Annotated in this window: 22 protein-coding genes; 3 read left to right on the forward strand and 19 right to left on the reverse strand. The window is 34.1% G+C overall.

Annotated features, from left to right (window positions below; all coding sequences use genetic code 11):
- Nucleotides 1–100 precede the first annotated feature (100 nt).
- A complete protein-coding gene (locus FLA105534_RS19365) occupies nucleotides 101–799 on the forward strand; it encodes a carbohydrate-binding family 9-like protein (protein WP_173967732.1) in 699 nt (232 codons plus the stop codon).
- A gap of 27 nt (nucleotides 800–826) precedes the next feature.
- Here FLA105534_RS19365 and FLA105534_RS19370 read toward each other — a convergent pair whose 3' ends face one another.
- The 12 genes from FLA105534_RS19370 to FLA105534_RS19425 all read right to left on the reverse strand — a co-directional run bounded on the left by FLA105534_RS19370 (nucleotide 827) and on the right by FLA105534_RS19425 (nucleotide 11,839).
- Nucleotides 827–1,285, reverse strand: coding sequence for a hypothetical protein (locus FLA105534_RS19370; RefSeq protein ID WP_173967733.1), 459 nt, complete (start codon nucleotides 1,283–1,285; stop codon nucleotides 827–829).
- Nucleotides 1,286–1,456: 171 nt separating this feature from the next.
- A complete protein-coding gene (hisIE, locus tag FLA105534_RS19375; protein ID WP_173967734.1) occupies nucleotides 1,457–2,053 on the reverse strand; it encodes a bifunctional phosphoribosyl-AMP cyclohydrolase/phosphoribosyl-ATP diphosphatase HisIE in 597 nt (198 codons plus the stop codon).
- A 131-nt stretch (nucleotides 2,054–2,184) separates the two neighbouring features.
- Nucleotides 2,185–2,940, reverse strand: a complete 756-nt coding sequence (gene hisF / locus FLA105534_RS19380) for an imidazole glycerol phosphate synthase subunit HisF (RefSeq protein ID WP_173967735.1) — start codon at nucleotides 2,938–2,940, stop codon at nucleotides 2,185–2,187.
- A 78-nt stretch (nucleotides 2,941–3,018) separates the two neighbouring features.
- Nucleotides 3,019–3,324, reverse strand: coding sequence for an NIPSNAP family protein (locus FLA105534_RS19385; protein WP_173967736.1), 306 nt, complete (start codon nucleotides 3,322–3,324; stop codon nucleotides 3,019–3,021).
- 6 nt (nucleotides 3,325–3,330) lie between these two features.
- Nucleotides 3,331–4,056 carry a 1-(5-phosphoribosyl)-5-[(5-phosphoribosylamino)methylideneamino]imidazole-4-carboxamide isomerase gene (gene hisA / locus FLA105534_RS19390; protein ID WP_173967737.1) on the reverse strand — a complete coding sequence of 242 codons (726 nt, stop codon included), beginning with the start codon at nucleotides 4,054–4,056 and terminating at the stop codon, nucleotides 3,331–3,333.
- A 75-nt stretch (nucleotides 4,057–4,131) separates the two neighbouring features.
- Entirely contained in the window at nucleotides 4,132–4,719 is a 588-nt protein-coding gene (gene hisH / locus FLA105534_RS19395) for an imidazole glycerol phosphate synthase subunit HisH (RefSeq protein ID WP_173967738.1), read from the reverse strand.
- Between the two features lie 68 nt (nucleotides 4,720–4,787).
- Nucleotides 4,788–5,924, reverse strand: coding sequence for a bifunctional histidinol-phosphatase/imidazoleglycerol-phosphate dehydratase HisB (gene hisB, locus FLA105534_RS19400; RefSeq protein ID WP_173967739.1), 1,137 nt, complete (start codon nucleotides 5,922–5,924; stop codon nucleotides 4,788–4,790).
- 68 nt (nucleotides 5,925–5,992) lie between these two features.
- A complete protein-coding gene (gene hisC / locus FLA105534_RS19405) occupies nucleotides 5,993–7,039 on the reverse strand; it encodes a histidinol-phosphate transaminase (RefSeq protein ID WP_173967740.1) in 1,047 nt (348 codons plus the stop codon).
- Between the two features lie 164 nt (nucleotides 7,040–7,203).
- A complete protein-coding gene (hisD, locus tag FLA105534_RS19410; RefSeq protein WP_173967741.1) occupies nucleotides 7,204–8,496 on the reverse strand; it encodes a histidinol dehydrogenase in 1,293 nt (430 codons plus the stop codon).
- A 108-nt stretch (nucleotides 8,497–8,604) separates the two neighbouring features.
- Nucleotides 8,605–9,462, reverse strand: a complete 858-nt coding sequence (hisG, locus tag FLA105534_RS19415; RefSeq protein ID WP_173967742.1) for an ATP phosphoribosyltransferase — start codon at nucleotides 9,460–9,462, stop codon at nucleotides 8,605–8,607.
- 310 nt (nucleotides 9,463–9,772) lie between these two features.
- Nucleotides 9,773–11,173, reverse strand: coding sequence for a sensor histidine kinase (locus tag FLA105534_RS19420; protein WP_173967743.1), 1,401 nt, complete (start codon nucleotides 11,171–11,173; stop codon nucleotides 9,773–9,775).
- Complete coding sequence (locus tag FLA105534_RS19425; RefSeq protein ID WP_173967744.1) at nucleotides 11,174–11,839, reverse strand: response regulator transcription factor; 666 nt, start codon at nucleotides 11,837–11,839, stop codon at nucleotides 11,174–11,176.
- Between the two features lie 337 nt (nucleotides 11,840–12,176).
- Here FLA105534_RS19425 and FLA105534_RS19430 point away from each other — a divergent pair, with 337 nt between their 5' ends.
- Nucleotides 12,177–14,267 (forward strand): LTA synthase family protein, encoded by a 2,091-nt coding sequence (locus FLA105534_RS19430; protein WP_173967745.1) that lies wholly within the window; start codon nucleotides 12,177–12,179, stop codon nucleotides 14,265–14,267.
- A gap of 259 nt (nucleotides 14,268–14,526) precedes the next feature.
- Here the strand turns inward: FLA105534_RS19430 and FLA105534_RS19435 are convergent, their stop codons facing one another.
- Entirely contained in the window at nucleotides 14,527–15,525 is a 999-nt protein-coding gene (locus tag FLA105534_RS19435; RefSeq protein ID WP_173967746.1) for a zinc dependent phospholipase C family protein, read from the reverse strand.
- Nucleotides 15,526–15,695: 170 nt separating this feature from the next.
- Between FLA105534_RS19435 and FLA105534_RS19440 the strand changes: the two genes are divergently transcribed.
- Nucleotides 15,696–16,649 carry a hypothetical protein gene (locus FLA105534_RS19440; RefSeq protein WP_173967747.1) on the forward strand — a complete coding sequence of 318 codons (954 nt, stop codon included), beginning with the start codon at nucleotides 15,696–15,698 and terminating at the stop codon, nucleotides 16,647–16,649.
- Between the two features lie 10 nt (nucleotides 16,650–16,659).
- On the opposite strand, the gene FLA105534_RS19445 is transcribed toward FLA105534_RS19440, so the two are convergent.
- The 6 genes from FLA105534_RS19445 to FLA105534_RS19470 all read right to left on the reverse strand — a co-directional run bounded on the left by FLA105534_RS19445 (nucleotide 16,660) and on the right by FLA105534_RS19470 (nucleotide 22,648).
- Nucleotides 16,660–17,625 (reverse strand): YeiH family protein, encoded by a 966-nt coding sequence (locus tag FLA105534_RS19445; RefSeq protein WP_173967748.1) that lies wholly within the window; start codon nucleotides 17,623–17,625, stop codon nucleotides 16,660–16,662.
- A gap of 74 nt (nucleotides 17,626–17,699) precedes the next feature.
- A complete protein-coding gene (locus tag FLA105534_RS19450; RefSeq protein ID WP_173967749.1) occupies nucleotides 17,700–18,596 on the reverse strand; it encodes a LysR family transcriptional regulator in 897 nt (298 codons plus the stop codon).
- A gap of 24 nt (nucleotides 18,597–18,620) precedes the next feature.
- Nucleotides 18,621–19,163, reverse strand: a complete 543-nt coding sequence (locus FLA105534_RS19455; protein WP_173967750.1) for a hypothetical protein — start codon at nucleotides 19,161–19,163, stop codon at nucleotides 18,621–18,623.
- Nucleotides 19,164–19,257: 94 nt separating this feature from the next.
- Nucleotides 19,258–21,285 (reverse strand): hypothetical protein, encoded by a 2,028-nt coding sequence (locus FLA105534_RS19460; RefSeq protein WP_173967751.1) that lies wholly within the window; start codon nucleotides 21,283–21,285, stop codon nucleotides 19,258–19,260.
- 117 nt (nucleotides 21,286–21,402) lie between these two features.
- On the reverse strand, nucleotides 21,403–22,149 hold the full coding sequence (gene fabG / locus FLA105534_RS19465) for a 3-oxoacyl-[acyl-carrier-protein] reductase (RefSeq protein ID WP_173967752.1): 747 nt from the start codon (nucleotides 22,147–22,149) through the stop codon (nucleotides 21,403–21,405).
- Between the two features lie 298 nt (nucleotides 22,150–22,447).
- Nucleotides 22,448–22,648, reverse strand: coding sequence for a hypothetical protein (locus FLA105534_RS19470; protein ID WP_173967753.1), 201 nt, complete (start codon nucleotides 22,646–22,648; stop codon nucleotides 22,448–22,450).
- Nucleotides 22,649–22,677: the final 29 nt, after the last annotated feature.

Below are 22,677 nucleotides of genomic sequence, written 5' to 3' on the forward strand. Positions count from 1 at the left end.
TCAAGTTTTAGCGGATTTTATATCGGCGATTGAGAGAATTTAATGTTAAAATTAGTTTATTCTTCTGTATTTTAGCGAATCAAATTTAGATCTGCTATTTATGAGAATCATTAAAATCACTGTGTTACTATGTTTGATGTGCTCGATCACAACTTATTCGCAAAATATTCCTGTTCATAAAACAACTGAAAAAGTAGCTATCGATGGCAATTTATCCGAGTGGAAAACTCCCTTTTTCGGACCGTTTGTAGTTCATGATTCAGGGAAAAAAGCAGCACAGGACACCTATATTTCTTTTTCATGGAATAATGAAAACCTATATATAGCCTATCGTTCTACAGATTCTAAAATAGTTGGTAAAGCACAACAAAAAGATAGCGAGATTTTTAGCACAGACGATTTAGTCGAAATCTTTATAGATCCTGATGGCGATGGTCAGAATTACTTGGAAATTGGGGTTAATGCTTACTCATCTTACTACGATTTACTGCTTAACTGTATCTCTCCACTTTGTGGTGGCTGGAACATGAATATAGCATTTGATGTTTTGGGAATAGAAGCACAAAGTAAAATAACTCCTGAAGGTTTTAATACTGAAATTAAGATTCCATTCTCCAGTTTGAACAGCATCAAAAATGGTAATTTTTCAACTCCAAAAGCAGGTACAAAATGGAAAGGAAATGTTTTTAGAATTGATTATGGTAATACAACGGAATACCTTGCTTTACAGTCTTATAAAAGTCTAAAATTTGGTTTCCATCAACCACAGGAATTTGTCGTTTTTGAGTTTACTGAATAAGCCGACACTAAAAAAGTTTTGAAAAAATTAAGAATTACTATTCTTTAATATTCTAATGGTATTTATTCCACTAAAAAGAAAAAACAAACCAAATAAAAAAACACTAATTACAAATAAAATTGGCGCCTTTCCAAATTCATTTTGAAATAGAAAATAACATCCTGCGCTAAACAGTATCATAAAACTTCCCAAGTATATTTTTGTTTTGGATTCTTTTTCTATAAATCTTCTTTCAATTGGAAGTATCTTTTTAATCTTTGGAACTAGAATTTTTGGAATCCCTAAACCACTATCTAAAACCATAATTTTTACTTGACTATAATTTTTATAATTATAAAAATCTTGTGAAGTGTTAGCGAATTTGCCCTGACTTATTACGGTATCCATAATGTCTTCTAAAAGAAAAAAAAGTTCATTTTCGGTTAAACTTTTATTGTTTAAATAATCCTGTTTAAGTAATTCAATCTGCTTTTTAAGAAATTCCATCTCCGTTTCCATTTTTTTCTTTTTTTTGCAAATGTAAAAAGTAAAGATAGAAATAGAAAGTATTTTAATAATATTTAACTTTCAAATAAGTTGTAAAACCTTTCAATTATCAAAAAATGGAAATCAAAAAACTAATTTTGATTTCCTTAAATTTTTATTATTGGAAATGATTTACTTCTGACGTTTCTTCAAAACATTCACTACATCTTTTAGTTCAAAACCTTTTGCCTGTAATAAAATCAGATAATGAAAGAGTAAATCAGCGCTTTCGCTTAAGAACAAATCATCGTTATCATCTTTGGCTTCAATGACTACTTCTACGGCCTCTTCTCCTACTTTTTGGGCTATTTTATTGATGCCTTTTTCGAACAAAGAAGCTACATAACTTTTTTCGGAATCGGCATTTGCTCTTCGCGCTTTAATAGTGTTTTCTAGTTGAGAAATGAAACCAAAATTTTCTTTGTTTTCTTCCTGCCAACAGGTATCAGCGCCTGTGTGACATGTTGGTCCTACAGGTTTTGCCTGAATAAGAAGGGTGTCGCCATCACAGTCGTTTTTAATGCTCACAAGCTCGAGAAAGTTACCACTCTCCTCGCCTTTTGTCCACAATCTTTGCTTGGATCGGCTGAAAAAAGTTACTTTTTGTGTTTCTATTGTTTTTTGAAGTGATTCTTCGTTCATATACCCCAGCATCAGAACATTCTTGGTTTCTGCATCCTGAATGATTGCCGGAATTAATCCGTGTGCGCTTTTTATATCTACATTCATATGTTATTCTTGATTTTAGAGTTCAGGTTTTAGATTGCTGAATTCTTTTTGTTTTTTAATTATATCATACTCTTTATTATTCTAGACTTTAGATTGCAAGAATCTTTCTTCTTTTCTCTATTTTCTACTCTCTAAACCCTAACTTCAATCCCATTATTCCTAAGTTCTTCCTTCAAAGTCTTAATCTCAATCTCTTTAAAGTGAAAAACACTCGCTGCCAGTGCTGCATCAGCTTTGCCTATTTTAAATGAATCGACAAAATGCTGAATATTTCCTGCGCCACCCGAAGCAATTATCGGAATATTGATAAGTTCTGAAAGTTTGGCTAGAGCTTCATTTGCAAAACCATTTTTTGTACCGTCATTGTCCATCGAAGTGAATAATATTTCACCTGCACCACGTTCTGCCACTTCAATTGCCCAATCGAATAGGTTTAACTCAGTTGGTACTTTACCGCCAACTAAATGCACAATCCATTGCCCGTCTATTTGTTTGGCATCGATAGCGACTACAACGCACTGACTCCCGAACTTTTGAGCCAAATCATTAATCAATTGCGGATTTTTAACTGCCGATGAATTGATCGAAACTTTATCAGCACCATTATTCAGCAGTATTTCAACATCTTCGATACTTGAAATTCCGCCACCTACGGTAAATGGAATGTTGATTTTCTCTGCGACACTTCGTACCATATTAACCAACGTTTTACGACGTTCTTCGGTAGCCGAAATATCTAGAAAAACCAATTCATCCGCACCTTCCGCCGAATAAATTTCTGCCAGTTCAACGGGATCACCTGCATCGCGAAGATCAACGAAGTTCACTCCTTTTACCGTTCTTCCGTTTTTTATATCCAAACAGGGTATGATTCTTTTTGCTAACATTTATTTAATGTATTAATTAGGTAATTAGATTACTCTTTAGTTATCTAATTGATCAATTATAAGATTCTCTAATTTTATCTATTCGAATACCAGACGAAGAAAAGTTCTCTCGTAACTTAGTATACAGCGGGAATCTTCCGCAATTTTAAAAGTTTCAATACATTCCTGATCTTCCAAAATTAATCTTCGATAGTTTTCATATTCAGCTAAACTGGGGAAGGAAAACATTGCAAACGCAATATTATTAGCTCCTTCAGAAGGCATGAAATAACCATGATGCTGACCGCCAAATCGGTTTACTAGTTTAATCCATCTTTTCCCATAATCTTCGAAAACAGCCAGTTGGAAGGGGTCTATTGTGTATTTTAAATGACAAGTAACCATATGTTTTTATTTTCTAATTATATAATTTTCTAATTGTTTCAGGGTAATGCGTCCTTCGTAAATTGCCTTCCCAATAATAGTTCCTTCGCAGCCAAGTTCGGCTAGTTTGGGCAATTCATCGAACGTTGAAATCCCGCCTGATGCGATTAATTTTACGTCGTAGGCTTCGCTTAGTATTTTTTGATACAAATCAAAACTTGGACCTTGAAGCATTCCATCTTTTGCAATATCTGTACAAATAACGTATTGAATTCCTTTGTTTTGATACTCCTGAATGAACGGAATCAAATCTTCGTCTGAATTTTCTAACCATCCCGAAACGGCTATTTTTTCGTCTTTAGCGTCAGCGCCTAGTATAATTTTTCCGGAACCATATTGAAAGATCCATTTTTGGAATATTTCTTTATTTTTTACAGCAATACTTCCGCCTGTAATTTGGTTTGCCCCACTTTCAAAAGCAATTCTTAAATCCTCATCTGATTTTAAACCACCACCGAAATCAATTTGAAGACTGGTTTGTGTCGCAATTTGCTCCAGGATTTTATAGTTTATAATTTTACTTGATTTTGCTCCGTCCAAGTCAACTAAATGCAAATATTCAATTCCATGTGCTTCAAAGGTTTTCGCCACTTCCAGTGGATTTTCATTATAAATTATTTTGGTACTGTAATCGCCCTTCGACAAGCGAACACATTTTCCGTCAATGATATCTATGGCAGGTATTATTCTCATTTTTTTTTATTTAAAGATTTAAAAATTAAATAATTTAAAGAGTTTCTGGGGTTAACCATTCAATCTTTAAATTTTTTAATCATTCAATTTTAGAAAGTTTTCAAGGATTTTCTCCCCAACATCACCACTCTTTTCAGGGTGAAATTGCGTTCCATAAAAATTATCTTTTTGTAATGCCGATGCGTAGTCCACATCATAGTTTGTTGTTGCGATCATATATTTGCAATTTGGCGCATAGAAGCTGTGTACCAGGTACATAAATTCATTTTCAGCAATGTCTTTAAACAGATCAGATTTTAGATTATAAATCTGATTCCACCCCATTTGTGGCACTTTTACTTTTGAAGTAAATTTAATGACGTCGACATCAAAAATCCCTAAACCTTTAGTGTTTCCCTCTTCAGTCGATTTGCACATTAATTGCATGCCCAGACAAATGCCTAAAACGGGTTGTTTCAAATTTGGAATCAAATGATCCAGTCCGCTTTCTCGAAGTTTTGCCATCGCTGAACTTGCTTCTCCCACTCCCGGGAAGATTACTCTGTCGGCCTTTTGGATTTCATCGGCATTATTGCTTAAAACGGCTTTATAACCAAGCCTTTCAATTGCAAACATAATACTCTGAATATTTCCCGCTCCGTAATTTATGATTACTATTTTCATTAAAAAAGCTTTATGCTTTAAGCGCTAAGCTTTAGACCTATTGCCTACTGCTTATAGCTTATTGCGTTTTACAACATTCCTTTAGTTGAAGGAAGAATCATTTTTTCTGTATCTCTTTTTACTGCTACTTTTATTGCTTTTGCAAAAGCTTTAAAGATGGCTTCGATTTTGTGGTGCTCGTTTGTTCCTTCAGCTTTGATGTTTATGTTTGCTTTTGCACCATCTGAGAATGATTTAAAGAAGTGAAAAAACATTTCTGTTGGCATTTTACCGACCATTTCGCGTTTGAATTCGGTTTCCCAAACCAGCCAGTTTCTTCCGCCAAAGTCGATTGCGACCTGTGCCAGACAATCATCCATAGGCAAACAAAAGCCATAACGTTCGATTCCGAGTTTATTTCCTAGTGCTTTGGCGAAAACTTCTCCCAAAGCAATTGCTGTATCTTCAATGGTGTGGTGTTCATCAACCTCCAAGTCACCTTTTACGAGAATTTCCAGGTCCATTTGTCCGTGGCGGGAAATTTGATCTAACATGTGATCAAAGAAAGCAATTCCAGTTTCGATTTTGCTTTTTCCGGTACCGTCCAGGTTTAAGTTAATAAATATATCCGTTTCATTGGTTTTGCGTGTAATTGAAGCAGAACGTGCTTCCAGTTTTAAAAACTCATAGATCGTTTTCCAGCTCATGGTCTGAAGAATGATCGTTTCATCTAACTCTTCGCGTTTAGATGAGATTTCATTACTTCCGATTCCATCGTTATCATTGATAAAGATTGCTTTTGCACCTAAATTTTTGGCCAATTCAACATCAGTTAAGCGATCCCCTAAAACAAAGGAATTTACCAGATCATATTCCGGATTATTAATATACTTTGTCAACATTCCAGTTCTGGGTTTGCGAGTTGGCGCATTATCTTCCGGAAATGACCTGTCTATAAAAATTTCGTCGAACAAAACACCTTCATTTTCAAAGGCTTTTAAAATAAAATTTTGTGTTGGCCAAAATGTATCTTCAGGAAAACTATCTGTTCCTAGTCCGTCCTGATTCGTAACCATAGCCAGTTCATAATCTAATTCATTGGCAATTTTAGCCAGATACTGAAACGCTTTTGGATAAAATTCTACTTTCTCTAAAGCATCTAACTGGTAATTTTCAGGTTCTAAAACGATCGTTCCGTCACGATCGATAAAAAGTACTTTTTTCATATTTTATATTTTTGTGACCTCTGTCGTCACTTTTATATTTCCTAATCTCTCAATCTGTGCGTAAGAATCTATTTCAACGAATTTATTTCCTTTATCAAAACAGCGTTTTCTTCTTTTGTTCCAATAGTCAAACGCAGACAATTTTCGCATAGTGGCTGGTTGGTTCTGTTTCGAATTACAATTCCTCTCTCAATAAGCTGTTTGTATCTTTTATTGGCGTCATCAACTTTTATCAATACAAAATTAGCTTCGGTCGGATATACTTTTTCAATAAAATTCACTTGAAGTAAAACTTTAATTAATTCTTCTCTTTGCTCAATAATTGAATATATTTCCTGTTTTATTTTATCAGAATCGTTCAATCGGCTTATTGCTCTTTGTTGTGTTAGTTCGTTTACATTATACGGAGGTTTTATTTTGTTCAACACTGAAATTACAGCTTCAGATCCATAACAAATTCCCAAACGAATTCCGGCCAATCCATACGCTTTTGAAAGAGTTTGTGTAATGATTAAGTTTGGATATTCGTCGATCTCAATTAGCCAGCTTTCTTTTTTCGAGAAATCAATATAAGCCTCATCAATCACTATAAGTCCATGAAAATTTTGAAGCAATTTCACAACACTTTCGTCTGAAAAAGAGTTTCCTGTTGGGTTGTTTGGAGAGCATAAAAAGATAATTTTTGTTTGCTCATCGACGGCATCTAAAATTTGATCTACTTGTGGCTGAAAATCGCTTGAAAGCAATACCTCTCTGTTTTCAATTGCATTAATATTTGCCAAAACGCTGTACATTCCGTATGTCGGAGGTAATGAGATAATATTGTCGATTTTCGGTTCGCAGAAAGCTCTGAATAGTAAATCCAGAACTTCATCGCTCCCGTTTCCTAATAAAATCTGATTTGATTTCACTTTGTTATTCTTTGCCAGTAGTGCTTTAACCGAATTCTGCTGTGGATCCGGATAACGATTCACTCCATTCTGAAATGGATTTTCATTGGCATCCAGAAAAATCATTTCGGCAGTATCAAAATCTTCAAACTCATCACGTGCTGATGAATAGGGTTTCAAAGATTTTACGTTTTCTCTTGTTATTGTGTTTATGTCGAATTTCATTTCTTTTCTTTTTAGAGAATAGAGTCAAGAACAAAGAGAGTAGACTTCTTGTCTGGTTTGTAATTTTAGTATTCTTACTTCTATTCTCTTTGTTCTATTCTCTTTGTTCTATTCTCTTTGTTCTATTCTCTTGATTCTATTCTCTTGATTCTATTCTCTTGATTCTATTCTCTTCCCTCCAAACTCTTTAATCTCAATGTCACTGCATTCTTATGTGCTTGTAACCCTTCGGCTTCAGCCATAATTTCGATCGCACTGCCAATGTTTTGAATTCCTTTTTCGGAGATTTTCTGAAAAGTCATTGCTTTCATGAAACTATCCAGATTTACTCCGCTGTAATTTTTAGCGTAGCCATTTGTCGGCAAGGTGTGATTAGTCCCGGATGCATAATCGCCCGCACTTTCAGGAGTATAATTCCCAATAAAAACAGAACCTGCATTTACAATTCCGTTGCAATAGAAATCATCGTATTCTGAACAGATTATAAAGTGTTCTGGCCCGTATTCGTTGATTAGATCCAAAGCAATCTGATCGTTTTCTACATAAATTAGTTTTGAATTTTCAATGGCTTTTTTGGCAATCGCTTTTCGCGGAAGTTCTTCAATCTGAATTTGTACTTCCTTTTCAACCGCTTCAATTAGTTTTTTAGAAGTCGAAACTAGAATTACCTGACTGTCAGTTCCGTGCTCTGCTTGTGATAGTAAATCTGAAGCTACAAAGGCAGGAACGGCGGTATCATCGGCAACTACAAGTAATTCTGAAGGTCCTGCCGGCATATCGATTGCTACTCCAAACTGAGTAGCGAGTTGTTTTGCCACGGTTACAAATTGATTTCCGGGTCCAAAGATTTTATATACTTTCGGAATTGATTTTGTTCCGAATGTCATTCCGGCAATGGCCTGGATTCCGCCAACTTTCAATATTTTGGTTACGCCGCATAAATTAGCTGCGTATAAAATAGCGGGATTTATTTTCCCTGATTTGTCTGGTGGAGAACATAGTACAATTTCTTTGCAGCCTGCAATTTCAGCTGGAACTGCCAACATTAAAACGGTTGAAAATAAAGGAGCTGTTCCGCCCGGAATGTATAAGCCAATTTTCTGAATAGGTCTTTTCTCCTGCCAACAGTTTACTCCTTCTGTGGTCTCGATTAGAATTTTCTCTGTTTTTTGAGCGGTATGAAACTTATAAATATTTTCTTTTGCTAATTGAACAGCTAATTTTAATTCATTAGATACCGAATTAACGGCTTCCTCAATTTCTTCTGGTGAAACTTCGTAGTTATCTAAAGCAATTCCGTCAAAAATTGAAGTGTATTTTGCTACGGCTTCGTCCCCTTTTTTCTGTACTTCTTTAAAGATTTCTTTAACTGTAACTTCGATATCATCGATCGTTTTAGTTGGTCTTTTTAGTATTTCTGACCAGGTGTCTGGTTTTGGATTGTTTATTTTATTCATTTTTTTTAATGCTTTAGGCTTTAAGCTTTAGGCTATAAGCAGTTTTGTTTTTTCTTTAATCTGTCAGCATATAGCTTAAAGCTTATTGCTTACAGCGCACGAAGTGCATTAAAGAACCATTTTTTCGATTGGGCAAACTAAAATTCCTTCGGCTCCGGCATCTTTTAATTTGTCAATTACATCCCAAAAGGTATCTTTGTCAATTACCGAATGAACACTACTCCATCCTTCCTGAGCCAATGGCAGGACGGTAAGGCTTCGAAGAACAGGCAGGATTTTTCCAATTTCTTCAATTTTTTCGTTTGGAACGTTCATCAGTATGTATTTTGAATTACGTGCTCTTAAAACGGACTGGATTCTAAATTTTAAGGTGTCAATGTGTTTTTGAATCTCTGGAGATACTTTTGGAGAAACTGCTAAAACCGCTTCACTTTTCAGAATTACTTCGACCTCTTTCAGGTTGTTTTTGAATAAAGTGCTTCCACTGGATACGATATCTACAATGGCATCGGCTAGTCCTATATTGGGAGCAATTTCGACAGAACCTGAAATCTGGTGAATATCAACTGTTAATCCAAAAGAGTTAAAATACTCATTAACGGTATTGGGATAAGAGGTCGCTACACGCAAACCAGCCAAATCTTTTATGGAGTTATATTCAAAGGCTTTAGGGACAGCTACAGATACTTTGCATTTAGAGAATCCGAGTTTTTGAATGACTTCGATGTGCTTGGCTTTTTCAACTAGCAAATTATCACCAACTATAGCCAAATCTACAACTCCATCAATCAGATATTGTGGAATGTCTGAATTTCTAAGGTATAAAACTTCTAAGGGAAAATTAGAAGCTTCGGCTTTTAACTGATCATTGCCATTGTTGATCGAAATACCACAATCTTTAAGGATTTGAATGCTGTCTTCGTTTAAGCGACCTGATTTTTGAATTGCAATTTTTAATGTACTCATTTTTTAGTTTTTTTGTTAAATTAATAGTCTGAGTACAAAGAAGTGGTATAAAAAAACCCGTTTGATGTACTCAAACGGGTTTTAAAATATGATGATTTACACGCATACCATTAACACATCGCCTGAGAGCAATAATGAAAATGATGATGATGTAATTGAATAGAAATCATGAGTTGTTTTGTTTTTTAATTCTTTGATTCGGTTGCAAATATAATAGTTATTTTCATAAAAAAGCAATTTTTAATTTAACTTAACGATAGTTTATTGTTAAATAAATGTTCAGGCCTTGATTTTATTAGTTTTTCAAAATTTACGATAACGTTTTCTTATTTTGATTGAAATACAAAATAACAGTTGTCCCCACTCCTATTTCGCTTTCAATTTTAAATTTAATATGGAGTAATTCTGTAACCCTTTTTACAATTGAAAGTCCTAATCCGGTTCCTTTAATTTCAGGGTGTTCTGTAGAGTTTGATCTGAAGAACGGACTAAAAATAGCGTCTAAATCCTGTTTTGCTATTCCGATTCCGTTATCCGAAATGCTGCAGACTATTTTTTCATTTTGTTCCGAAAGTAAAATGGTCACTTCTCCTCCACTATGCGAGTATTTGATCGCATTAGAGATAATATTTCGAAGTATGGTAATGACTAAAAAGTTATCCGATTGTATGTAATAATCCTGAGCAACATCAAATTTGACTTTGATATTTTGGCTGTTAATTTTCTCTGAGTTTAATCTGAAAACGTCTAAAATGACTGAATTTAAGTATACCGGTTCCGTGCTGATGTCTTTTTTCTGATTTTCAAAACGAGCCATTAATAACAACTGGTCTACAAGCATATTTAAATGGTCAACTTCTTTAATGCAATAGTTAATTTTATCTTCATATTCCTTGTTATCACGAGGTTTACGAATTAAAACCTCAAGTGTTCCTTTTATAACGGTAAGTGGTGTTCTTAGCTCATGAGAGGCATCGGAGGTAAACTCTTTTTCGCGCTCAATTGCATCTTCAATTCGGTTTAAAAGATTGTTTATAGTTTTGGACAGCGTATACAGTTCGTCCTTCGTTTTAGGAAGGGCAATACGTGTTTTTAGATTGTCTTTTGTAATAACCTTCGAAGTATTAATTATGGTGTTTATTGGTTTTATACTTCTTCCTGCAAAGAATCGGGCAATAAAAAACAATAATATTAAAATACCCAGAAAGGAGAGACACATGATGTCGAAGAGATTGTTCAGTACCATTTTAGAGTCGGCCAATGACATGGCTACAATTACATACCCTATTTTTTTGTCTTTAAGGTGAAGCGGAACTTGAATTTGTCTAATGGCATGATCTCCCATTTTAGTGTCAAACAGCTCAAAATCTTCCACAGAATCATTAAATTTGAGTGTTTGTGTTTTTAAGTTTGGTGCTTTTTCAATTATTTTTTTGTTGAGATCCAGAAACTCTACAAACACAGGGTTTACATCTACAGTATTGTGCTCTCTTTCGTTCCATTCTTCCTCATCTATTAAAATTATTTTACCCTTAACCTCTTTGATTTCCTGGAGATGGTTTTGAATTTCAACTTTGATTTTTTCATCAATATGACTGTAAACGGTGTGTTTTACGATAGAATATATAACAGAAAAAACGGCCAGGATTAATAGGCCGGTTGTAATGATATAGTTTAATGCAATTCTGTTTTTAAAAGAAAGCTGTGTCATTTATAGATCGTTTGCGATATAGCCAATACCGCGAATTGTTTTAATATAATCTTCTTCAATTTTTAAGTTGAGTTTCTTTCTGATGGCGTTCATGAAAACATCAATTACGCCTGTGTCGTATTCAAAATTAATTTCCCAAACATCTTTTAGAATCTGATTTCGTGTACAGACTTTTCCTTTGTTCTGAATTAAATATTTTAGGAGTTCAAATTCTCTTTGAGTCAGGGCGATTTCTTCATTGTTTTTTAGGACAATATGTTTCAATAAATCGATTTTGATAGTGCCCAGAGTCAGGTTTTCCGGGCCTTTTTGATTTCTAAAGTGAACTTTAATGCGTTCCACCAGTTCTTCAAAGCTAAATGGTTTTTTGATGTAATCGTTGGCTCCGGCCTTTAAGCCTTCAATAGTTTCCTGAACAGTATCTTTTGCTGTGAGGAAAATGATTGGAGTTTTCTGATCCTTAACTCTTATGGCTCTGCACAAATCTAATCCGTTAATTTTAGGCAGCATCCAATCTAATAAAATTAAATCAAACTGCTGGCTGTGTATCAATTCAAAACCTTTAGAGCCATCATTGGCTGTAGTAATTTGATATCCTTCTTCCTGCAGTCCTTGTTGCAAAAACTGAACAATGCCTAACTCATCTTCAACTATTAGAATGTGCATTTTACTGATGTCTTTAAGATTAAACTATGAATTTTTAAGCTCAAAGATAAAACTTTTGTAGTCAGAATAGGTTTAATACCATGAGAATAGCGGAAAAAAGTTAGGCTTAAGGAAACTTTAAGTTAACACTAAGTAAGGCAAAAGGATAACTTTATTCTGAATTAAGCTATTGCCATTATTTTTGCCTCAATAAGGAGCAAGATTTCCATATTATGCGTTAAAACATGTCGATTATTAGTTATGAATGAGAAAAAGTGTGTTATTTTTGTTAATTTTATAATCTTGCAAATGATTTACCTTTTAAAATTAATAATTATCTGAATAAAAAAAAGAATAAATGACCCTTTTAAAAAAGTTTTCCCCATTCTACAACCTCGCTCTGTTTTATTTTATTATTAGCTTTCTGTTAAGAATTGTTTTATTCTTTCATCCTATAACACAAAGTTCATTTACTATTATAGAGAGTTTAAAAATCTTTGTCTTAGGACTTGTTTCTGATTTTTTTGTTTTTGTTGTCGCCAGTGTTTTTTTATGGTTGTATTTAATTTTTATATCAAACTCTAAATACAACAAACCCTCTGGTTATATTATTTTAGGAGTTTTTGCTACTTTGTTTGTTTATGTGGCTTCAGGAAAAAGTATTTTTGACGAATACGGCGGTGCATTGCCTCTAATTGTTCTGATTTTTATCGGAATTAAGATGGTACTTTTTTCACTTTTACTGTTTCTTCCTAAACTAAGAGCTAAAATTAGATATTGGTTATTTGCATTTGTGATATTCTTATATGTTTTATTAATTCTGCAAAACGGATTAAGTGAGTATTTCTTTTGGAACGAATTTGGTGTAAAGTATAATTTTATTGCGGTAAATTATTTAATTTATACCAATGAGGTTATTGGTAACATCATGGAGTCCTACCCTGTTATTCCATTGTTTTCCGCTTTATTTTTAGTAACGGGAATTGTAACTTACTTTATTATTAAAAGATCGAGAAACTATATTGATGCTATTCCAACCATAAGTGAAAAAGTAAAGATTAGTCTTGTGTATCTTAGTTTATTTGCTGTTTCTTTAATAGCTATCCCTACAATAGCAAAATCTGAAAATTCAAAGAATGTGTTTGTCAACGAATTACAGGCAAACGGCATCTACAAGTTCTTCCTGGCATTTCAGAATAGCAAACTGGATTATTTTACATTTTATAAAACGTTACCTAATGAGGAGGCTTTTGCAATTCTAAAGCAACAGTTTCCTGCTATTAAGGGACAATCTACTCAAAGAACCATTACCGGCGATTCTCTTGAAATTCATAAAAATGTGGTGCTTATTACTATTGAAAGCTATAGTGCCGATTTCATGAAAATGTATGGAAATGAGCAAAATATCACTCCCTTCTTAGACAGTCTGGCTCAAAAAAGCCTTCTTTTTACGAATTTGTATGCGACAGGGAACAGAACAGTTCGCGGACTGGAAGCTGTGACTTTATGTTTGCCTCCAACTGCAGGTGAAAGTGTGGTGAAAAGAGAAGATAACAAGAATAAATTTTCGACCGGAGCTGTTTTCAAGCAAAAGGGATACAATGTGAAATACTTGTATGGTGGAGATGCTTTTTTTGATAATATGCAGGATTTCTTTTCCGGAAACGCTTATGAGATCGTAGATAAATCTAGTTTTTCTCCAGAAGAAATTACTTTTTCAAATGTCTGGGGTGTTTGCGATGAAGACATGTATAACAAAGCGATAAAGGTGATGAATGCTGAAGTAAAGGCGAATAGACCTTTCTTTAATCATATTATGACGGTAAGCAATCACAGGCCATTTACGTATCCGAATAATAAAATTGATATTCCAGGTGATGCCAAATCACGTGAAGGCGGTGTAAAATATACGGATTATTCGTTAAAAAGGTTCTTTGCAATGGCAAGCAAGCAATCTTGGTACAAAAATACCATTTTTGTAATTGTAGCCGACCACTGTGCCTCAAGCGCAGGAAAAACTGAGCTTCCTTTAGATAAGTATAGAATTCCGGGGTTTATTTATGATCCGAATAGAAAACCTCAAAAATACAATCAGTTAATGTCTCAGATCGATGTGATGCCTACTCTTTTTGGCTTATTGAATTTTAATTACGAAAGTAAGTTTTTTGGTCAGGATGTTTTAAAATCGGATTATAAACCTAGAGCATTTATTGCCACCTATCAGGACATGGGTCTAATTAAAGACAATGTTCTGACGATTTTGTCACCTAAGCAGCAGGTAAAACAATTTAATGTGCAAATTAATTCTAAACCGGGTATTGCTCCTGAATTTCAAATTGATTACAACGAAACGCCGATGAAAACGGAGAGACCTGATCTTGTAAAAGAAACCATTTCTTTTTATCAAACAGCTTCTTATATGCTTAAAGAGAAGAAGTATCAGCGTTAGTCTCCAGTCTCAGTATTCAGTCTCAGTATTCACTCTCAGTCGCAGTATTCAGTTGTGCTCACAGTTGAATGCTGCTTACTATTGTGGTATTGATCGCAGATGAAGTCTAAAATAAAATTAAGTAAGAAATATTGCAAAAAAACAGCCTCAGATTCATTAGAATTTGAGGCTGTTCTCATTATAATAATTAGCTATAATCTGTAAACTAAACACAGTACAGAGACTGCGACTGAGACTGAATACTTATATAGTAAACTATTTAATCATTCTGATTTTTCATTCCAAATAAGTTTCCTTGTTGAAATAATCTGGCGTCATCTTTTAAGGCTTGATTATTTCTTTGTGTCAGCTCAAATGCATCTAAGTCACTTAAATCAGGTTTTCCTGCATTTACCCAAGCTGTATACCAAAAACTTGCTGTTGCTGCAATGGCTTTTTTCATTTGATTCTCCACCATTCCGTTTAATTCTTTGTGCAGTTTTTTAGCATATTCGTCAGAGAAAACAGCTGTATTGTATTTGCTCTTTAGTACTTTCCCTTCAGCATCCATTTTAAAAGTCTCATTTTCCGGAGTTGTCGTTCTTAGCTTTTTATCTACATCCAGCAAAGGCTGAACTAAACTGTGAGTATCATTAATCATATCCCAAGTTGCTTTGTGGACATCCTCATAGTACTGCGCTTGCGGAACGTTTAGTCTGTAGTTTTTAACAAATAATTCAGGAAGTCTGCTTTCCCAAAGAGAGTGAATTCCCTTTTGGTCGCTCAATTGTCCGTCATGATTTGAAGAAGTATGCAATGGCATGTGTGCATCACCAACGTAATGACCTAAATCTGCTGCTAAAAACAAGATTTCAGCTCTATTCTTCTCTTTAAAAGCTTTCGTCAATTTTACCATCATCTCTTCGATATACCAAGGCAGGATTCCGTTCTCGTTTAAGAATTTGGCATCGTACTTTTGCTTTGCTGCTTCTAAAGTCTGTGGGAAATCTGCTGGGTTACCAAAACTTTCCATGTCAAAATAGTGTCTTGGATTTTCGTCTTTATAATTTAAGGCATATTTTCTAATGTCTGGTACAGAAGCTTCTTGTGTAATAAAATCTATATGATTATAGAAGAATACCTGAAGCGGGTGTGGTAAAGCCATAACTGCGGCTTTATTAATGCGTTCGTGACCAACCACTCCCCAGGATAATGTCAAAAAACCAATTGCTAATGCGAATAATGCAATTAGTCTTGGTTTCATTTTTAAGTTTTTCATTTTTATTTTTGTTAGAGGTGCAAATTTATTTTATTTATGTACATTTCAAAGTGAATAATCGTAAAGATTGCAAAATTAACTTCATTTATTTTTTTTTGAATCCGAAGTAATTGAAATTCAAATTAAAAGTTTCTTCGTAAATTCGTTACTTTTTATCAAAATCTAAAAATATGCGCCTGATTTCTATAGGAATTCTTTTCCTGCTCTATACTTCCAGCAGTTTTGCACAAGAAGATATTGTCGAATTGAAAAATGTTCAAGATACTATTCTAAACACCAAAAGAACATTACAGGTAGCGGATCCGTTCGATCCGGTTAAAACGATGCAGCAATTGTTTCCGGGTAAAATATACAATCTCTCCGACCATAACACTTTTATAAGCTGGAAATGCAGCAATTGCAAACTTGCCGCCTATATTGATGTCAATGGTGTCGAAGGCGATCAGTTGTTTCCTTATGAAAATGGCGTTGCAACCAGGGTTTTGGGCACTCTTGATTATACAGATTCCAAAGGGAATCAGTTTAAATTGCTTCTTTTTAATCATTCTTTTTACGACGAAGACGGGTTGCAGACAGGGAGATTTTCCGGAGGACTTGTTGGCGTTGCTAAGTTTGCAAAAAACAACAAAACCTGGCAAATGAGGTCTTTTCAACCTGGGATTGCGGCCTTTGGCTCTTTTGCTCAGGCGCCTTCTCCAAAATTGGTAGAAATTGGAGAAGATCAGTACGCTTTTACACTCACCCACGTAAATGGTGGTGCGGGCGGTCCATTTGAGGGGATTCTCTATCTGATAGCCGGATTTGACGGAAAATACCAATCTATTTTAGAATCTTACAATTACAAACTCACCAATGTTGCCAGTGTGGAATGGTCGGGTTCCTATAAGGTGGTAAATGATACGGTTAAAAAACACTTTAGGGATATTATCGTTAAAACAAGTGGTTCATTTAGCAAAGCTGCCCAAGCTAATGATGAATTTGAAGTCATTTTACCCGACGAAATTGTTGCAATGGCCAAAACTAAAAAGAAGTTTAATTTCGAGATCGAAAGACATTATTCGTTTAAAGGAAAACAGTATAAGCTGATTGATAAGCCTGTTGTTAGATTCTCGAATGTGAAATAGATATTTCTCTTTAGTGGAAAAATAGTATAGATACAAGCCCCAGAACTGCAATAAATATCCAAAGAAAAATTCCCTGTAACAAAGGCATCACTCCTACTGATTTTAAAGTGGTCACATTCAAAGTAGCGCCAATCAAGAATAAAGTAATCGTTAAACCAACTTTAGCGATAGCCACAATATGTGGCGCAAGGATAGCGGTTTGTGGCACATAGGTATTGAAAAGCATTGCCAGAATAAATAGACCTATAAAATACGGAATCTTAATTTTAGAATTTTTGTTCTTGAAAAGCACCGCTGTTAAAAGAGATATTGGGATGATCCACAGCGCTCTGGCAAGTTTTACGGTAGTAGCAATCTGTAAAGCTTCAGCACCGTATTTATTAGCCGCTCCTACTACAGAACTAGTATCATGAATAGCAATAGCACACCACAATCCAAAATCTTTTTGCGACAAATCAAGTTGATGACCTATAAAGGGGAACACAAACAATGCTATCGAATTGAGTATAAAAATAACGCCCAAAGCAATTGAGGTCTGATTTTCATTAGATTTAATTACCGGTGCTATGGCCGCAATGGCACTTCCTCCGCAAATAGCAGTTCCACAAGAGATTAAGTGTGATGTTTTCTTTTCGGTTTTGAACCATTTTCCTAGAAAAGTCCCTAGAATTAAGGTACTGAAAATAGAAAATATGGTAAGTACAAAACCTTCTTTTCCGGCCGATAATGCTGCTGTGGCATTCATTCCGAAACCTAAACCTACAACTGAAAATTGAAGTAGAAAAGTGATGGCTACAGCATTGAATTTTACAAAAGGATTCCCAAAAACATTTACAAGCACTACACCCAGTAATAAAGCTATTGGAGGTGAAATGATCGAGAATAAACACAATACAATTATAAAAGCAAATAATGCTTGTTGCAGATGTTGATTGATTTCAAATAAATGAGCCGAGGTATGTTGCGTTGTTTTCAAAATAAGTAATTTGATATTTCTTGTACAAAGGTCAGTCGTTTATATCATAATTACCAATTGTAAAACACGATAGGCTATAACTCTAAGTTATAATAAGAAGAGATGTTTTGAATAAATAGCTCTGACAAGGCATTCGGTTTTCCTAGTAAAGTAATGATGTAAAAATAACGCTCAACCGATAAACCGGCTACGTCAAGAATCATTAATTCATTATTTTTTAGTTCTTTGTCTACTGCATGTATTGACATAAAAGCCAAACAATCGGAATTTAGCAAATAAGATTTAATGCTTTCAGTACTGCCTAACTGCATTTCGATTTGTAGATCACTTATTTTTACATTGAGTTGTTTTAAAGCATATTCTATAACTTCAAGTGTTCCAGATCCACGCTCACGGGTGATGAATTTCATCGATTTTAAATCTTCCAATGAAAGTTCATTTTGTTTTATCATCGGATTTTTGGTATTGCACACCAGTACCAGTTCATCTTTTAAAAACGGAGTATATTTAATCGATTGGTTTTTGGATTGTCCTTCGACAATTCCTATTTCGATTTCTTTATTGATTAAGGCATTCTCAATTTGTTCTGTATTTCCGTTGAGCAAATTGACTTTAATGTCTTTCTGTTTTTGATGAAAACGTGCTAAAACTGGCGAAATGATATACTGAGAAATTGTGGTACTTGCTCCTAACCTCAGTAATCCTTGACGCTCGTTAATAAAAGAGCTCATTTCAAAGTCTATTTCTCGATAGATTTCAAAGATGCTTTTGGTGTGTTTCAGCAGGATTTCTCCAGCCGGAGTTAAAGCAATTTTGGAACCGTTACGCTCAAAAAGTTTGGTTTTATAGGTTTCTTCCAGTTCCTGAATGTGTTTGGAAACTGCTGGCTGAGAAATATACAATTCTGATGCCGCTTTAGTAAAATTAAGGCGGATTGCAACAGTGTAGAATACTTTTAGCCTGAAATCCATATAGTTTTAATATTTAAAAAAAAATTAATTCATTTCTTCCGGCAATAATACTTTGATATCATTACCAAAATTATCAATATTACATATGATACCTTGCTTATATTTCGTTCCTGAAATATCCTTATAATGTATCCAGAATATTATATCATTTAAATTTTTATTAAAATCTTCAATCAAATAATTTAACAAATATGGTTCACTTCCTTTTTTTAAATATTTTTGCTTCGGTGGAAATATAGAAATTTGGAACGCATTTGAAGTTTGCCTATTTTCAATTGATATATCTAAAGCTGTATTGTCATTTTCATTAGAAATTTCAATTGTAAATATTTTTCCATTAGTATTTTCTTCAGGTATTATTATTTTATCTGAAATTGTGAAGTTTAGATTAGGTCTTATGCTTTCTCTAAATCTTAAGCTTTCTATTTTAAATAGTTCATTTTGAGTTCTTTGGACTTCTTTTTGGGATTGTAAAGTTTTGTACAAATAAAAAGCCGTAAGGGATGTTATTAAAAACATAAACCAATCAGAAACTGTTCCCCAAATATCAGGATCAAAATGTGTCATATTTAATAAAAATGATTCTAACATTAAAAAGAATAACTAATTTATGTGAAAATAAAATTCGTGTTTATTCGTGAAATTTGTGGCAAAAAATCCTTTACAACAGCCCATTATACTTCCTTACAAACCACTCTACTGTCAATACCAAAGCAATTAAAATCAACAGCCAAACCCAATCAATCAAAGGGGTTTTGGTGGAAACATTTTTTTCAATCGATTTGTATTCTTTATTCTCCAAAAGTTGTTGAATTAAATCATCTGCCTGATTTTCAAAGAAAGCTTTTCCATTGGTTTGAAGTGCCAGTTGTTTTAATTTCTGAACATCCGGATTTACAAATTGTTTTTCGATATCAAAATCTAAAATTTCAAAATGCCCTGAATAAGCCGTGTTTGTATTCAATTCTTTTACCGTAAAGTTATACTTTCCCGTTGATAATCCGTCCAGATTGACAGAGAAGGAATTGTTTCCTTTTAGTAAATCATAGTTTTTAACTTGTTTGGTCTCAGTATTTGTTACTGTAATAGTTAGTCTTGCCTTTTCGTCAAACTCATAATTTTTATTAAAATACTGGGCGTTGATGACAATAGCCTCACCGGAATTATAAAAGCTTTCGTGCGTAACAACCAACGATTTTTTGGTGGTTGTGGAAGCCAGGTACTGAATGGTTTTATCTATAAAAATATCGTATTTTTCAAACGACTGATTGTCAATATGACTTTGTAAACGCCACTTCCAGCTATTTTCTCCTAGAAGAAAAGCGGTTCTCTTTCCATGATCCTCAGTAAAGGCCAATAATGGGGCGTTTGTAGCAACGTTTCTTATTTTTGAAGAAAGTAGAACAGATGCATTTCCGTTAGTTGTAACTGTTCCGAATAAATTTTGCAGGGGCGGAAAATTTTCAAAACCAATATTGTCTACTGCAAATAAATTAAATTGCGATTGAAATTCGCAGAGATAATCTTCCCTTTGTCCGCTCATTTTAAACACTAGGTTTTTTTGCTGTTGGTTCAGATAGTTAAAATCTGTATTGTTACCGGTAATGATAAAGGTATTTGTCGCTGCCAGTTTGTTGTTGTCAAATATTGCTTTAAAGGCAGTGGTTGGCTGATACAAAACTAAAACTGACACTTCTTGTAACTGGTTAATATCGTTTGGCTTAACGAGGATTACTTTACGTTGTGCATTCGTTTCAATCGAACGTTTTAAGGCTGCAATATCGGGATGATTTATGGCAGAAACGATTGCAATGGTCGATTTTTGATCGATAATTTCGACGGCAAAATTCTTGATATTATTGTAGTTGTTTTTCTCTTTGATATTTGAAGAAACTGCTGCCTTAAAAATTTGTAAACCTACTTTATCGGCTGGTAAAAGCAAGTTTAAGGTTGCTGTTTTTTTAGAAGGAGAAAGAGAAACTTTTTCTTTGGCAACGACCTTCCCTCCTTGTGATATTGTAAAATCGGTATTTACGGTTTGACTTCCTGCATATTGAAGAAATACTTCTACCGGAAATTTATTCTTGTGAAAAGCGTATTTGTTTACGTTAAGCTGATTGATTTTAAGATCTAAAAAAGTGGTTGTATCTCCCACAACCAAAGGATAAACTTTATTGGCAGGATCAAAACGATAGACATAATCGTTTCCTGTAGTCTGATTTCCATCAGTAATGATGACGGTTGGAAAAATCAGATTTTTGTTGATGCTTTTTAAATTTTTAGCTACTTCATCTAGATTAGTTTGTTTTCCTTTAAAGTCAAATTTCTCAGAAGGCTTAAAATCGGCATCAAACTGATAAGATTGAATTTCAAATTTTTCACGTAACGCAGGATTTGTAATTAATTTCTGATGCAGTTCGACTGCTTTTTGATCTGATTCCAAAGCGGTAATTGAACTTGAATTGTCTACAGCAATTGCAAGTGGTGTTTTGGTAATCTCAAGCGAATTTTTGGTCATTATTGGGTTTATCAATAAAACCAGCAGTCCAAAAATGGCTAAAAAGCGTAAAAAAGCCAAAAACCAAATCACATTGGATTTGTTTTTGGCTTTAAAAAAATATTGAAAATACGACAAACCAACCGCAATTACTAAAGAAAGTAATATTAATAGAATCGTGTTTATAGTCATATTTTGTTTGGTTTACGGTTGTGGTTTACAGTTTACAGCCACAGTTTTCAGAACCTGAGAACTAATAATGAGGATCAGGAATAAAACTGTAAACTGAGAATGAGAACTGAGACTTTTTTAAGTAAGCATTCCTCCGCAAACATTAAGTACTTGTCCTGTAACGTAAGAACTCAGGTCTGAAGCTAAGAAAAGACAAGCATTGGCAACATCTTCTGCACTTCCTCCTCTTTTTAATGGAATTCCATCTCTCCATCCTTTTACTACATCTTCATTTAATTTTGCAGTCATCTCCGTTTCAATAAAACCAGGAGCAATTGCATTGCAACGAATATTACGTGATCCTAACTCTAATGCAACAGATTTAGTAAAACCAATTGCACCTGCTTTTGAAGCTGCATAGTTTGTTTGTCCTGCATTTCCTGAAACCCCTACTACTGAACTAATATTGATAATAGAACCCGAACGTTGTTTCAAAAAGGTTTTTTGAATTGCTTTTGTCATATTAAATACAGATTTCAGGTTTACATCGATAACCTGATCGAAATCTGCTTCAGACATACGCATTAAGAGGTTGTCTTTTGTAATTCCGGCATTGTTAATTAAGATATCTACGGTTCCGAAATCAGCTAAAACTGCATCAACAAAAGTTTGTGCTTCATTAAAATCGGCAGCATTTGATTGGTATCCTTTTGCTTTAATTCCTAAACCGTTCAATTCAGCTTCTAAAGCTTCTGCAGAAGCTACAGATGAGCTGTATGTAAAAGCAACGTTTGCGCCATGTTTAGCAAAAACTTCAGCAATTCCTCTTCCAATTCCACGACTAGCGCCCGTAATAATGGCAACTTTTCCTTCTAGTAATTTCATATTCAAAATTAATGTTAATATTATTTCCAGCTAACCGGCTATTTACTTTCTCTTGAAAAAAGGGTAAAAAACGGTGCTGTGAATGACTTGTCAAATATATGATAATTCCCTTTTTAAAAAAATTAAGTCACGGCATAATTTAGGATTAAGAATGATTCTTTACTGATAATCATAAAAAAACCGTTTCATAATTTGAAACGGTTTTTCTTAATCTATAAAAAAATGCTCTTTAAAAGTCATTTATTCAACTTTTTGCATTGGTTGAATATTTTTCTTTAAGGAAGTCACATTTTAAAAACTACTCACAAATCACACCATCTATTGTTGCTCTGCATATTGGTTCTACAGGTTGTTCAGGAGGGAGCATAATACATGGTCCGTTATAAGGAAAAGGTGTCCATGGAATAGTACATCTTACTCCACCGCTTCCGTTTACTCTTTTTAATTCTTCTTTGCCTAGTACTTCAACTCCTGAGAAATTTAAAATAGTTTTTAACATTATAAAATTGGTTGTTTAATAGTTGGTTA

Origin of the sequence: Flavobacterium collinsii (assembly GCF_902804485.1) — a bacterium.
GTDB classification, from domain to species: domain Bacteria; phylum Bacteroidota; class Bacteroidia; order Flavobacteriales; family Flavobacteriaceae; genus Flavobacterium; species Flavobacterium collinsii.

Coding starts and splice junctions, on each gene's coding strand:
- FLA105534_RS19365 (WP_173967732.1), top strand. CDS start 101: ATGAGAATCATTAAAATCACTGTGTTACTATGTTTGATGTGCTCGATC.
- FLA105534_RS19370 (WP_173967733.1), bottom strand. CDS start 1,285: ATGGAATTTCTTAAAAAGCAGATTGAATTACTTAAACAGGATTATTTA.
- hisIE (WP_173967734.1), bottom strand. CDS start 2,053: ATGAATGTAGATATAAAAAGCGCACACGGATTAATTCCGGCAATCATT.
- hisF (WP_173967735.1), bottom strand. CDS start 2,940: ATGTTAGCAAAAAGAATCATACCCTGTTTGGATATAAAAAACGGAAGA.
- FLA105534_RS19385 (WP_173967736.1), bottom strand. CDS start 3,324: ATGGTTACTTGTCATTTAAAATACACAATAGACCCCTTCCAACTGGCT.
- hisA (WP_173967737.1), bottom strand. CDS start 4,056: ATGAGAATAATACCTGCCATAGATATCATTGACGGAAAATGTGTTCGC.
- hisH (WP_173967738.1), bottom strand. CDS start 4,719: ATGAAAATAGTAATCATAAATTACGGAGCGGGAAATATTCAGAGTATT.
- hisB (WP_173967739.1), bottom strand. CDS start 5,924: ATGAAAAAAGTACTTTTTATCGATCGTGACGGAACGATCGTTTTAGAA.
- hisC (WP_173967740.1), bottom strand. CDS start 7,039: ATGAAATTCGACATAAACACAATAACAAGAGAAAACGTAAAATCTTTG.
- hisD (WP_173967741.1), bottom strand. CDS start 8,496: ATGAATAAAATAAACAATCCAAAACCAGACACCTGGTCAGAAATACTA.
- hisG (WP_173967742.1), bottom strand. CDS start 9,462: ATGAGTACATTAAAAATTGCAATTCAAAAATCAGGTCGCTTAAACGAA.
- FLA105534_RS19420 (WP_173967743.1), bottom strand. CDS start 11,173: ATGACACAGCTTTCTTTTAAAAACAGAATTGCATTAAACTATATCATT.
- FLA105534_RS19425 (WP_173967744.1), bottom strand. CDS start 11,839: ATGCACATTCTAATAGTTGAAGATGAGTTAGGCATTGTTCAGTTTTTG.
- FLA105534_RS19430 (WP_173967745.1), top strand. CDS start 12,177: ATGACCCTTTTAAAAAAGTTTTCCCCATTCTACAACCTCGCTCTGTTT.
- FLA105534_RS19435 (WP_173967746.1), bottom strand. CDS start 15,525: ATGAAAAACTTAAAAATGAAACCAAGACTAATTGCATTATTCGCATTA.
- FLA105534_RS19440 (WP_173967747.1), top strand. CDS start 15,696: ATGCGCCTGATTTCTATAGGAATTCTTTTCCTGCTCTATACTTCCAGC.
- FLA105534_RS19450 (WP_173967749.1), bottom strand. CDS start 18,596: ATGGATTTCAGGCTAAAAGTATTCTACACTGTTGCAATCCGCCTTAAT.
- FLA105534_RS19455 (WP_173967750.1), bottom strand. CDS start 19,163: ATGACACATTTTGATCCTGATATTTGGGGAACAGTTTCTGATTGGTTT.
- FLA105534_RS19460 (WP_173967751.1), bottom strand. CDS start 21,285: ATGACTATAAACACGATTCTATTAATATTACTTTCTTTAGTAATTGCG.
- fabG (WP_173967752.1), bottom strand. CDS start 22,149: ATGAAATTACTAGAAGGAAAAGTTGCCATTATTACGGGCGCTAGTCGT.
- FLA105534_RS19470 (WP_173967753.1), bottom strand. CDS start 22,648: ATGTTAAAAACTATTTTAAATTTCTCAGGAGTTGAAGTACTAGGCAAA.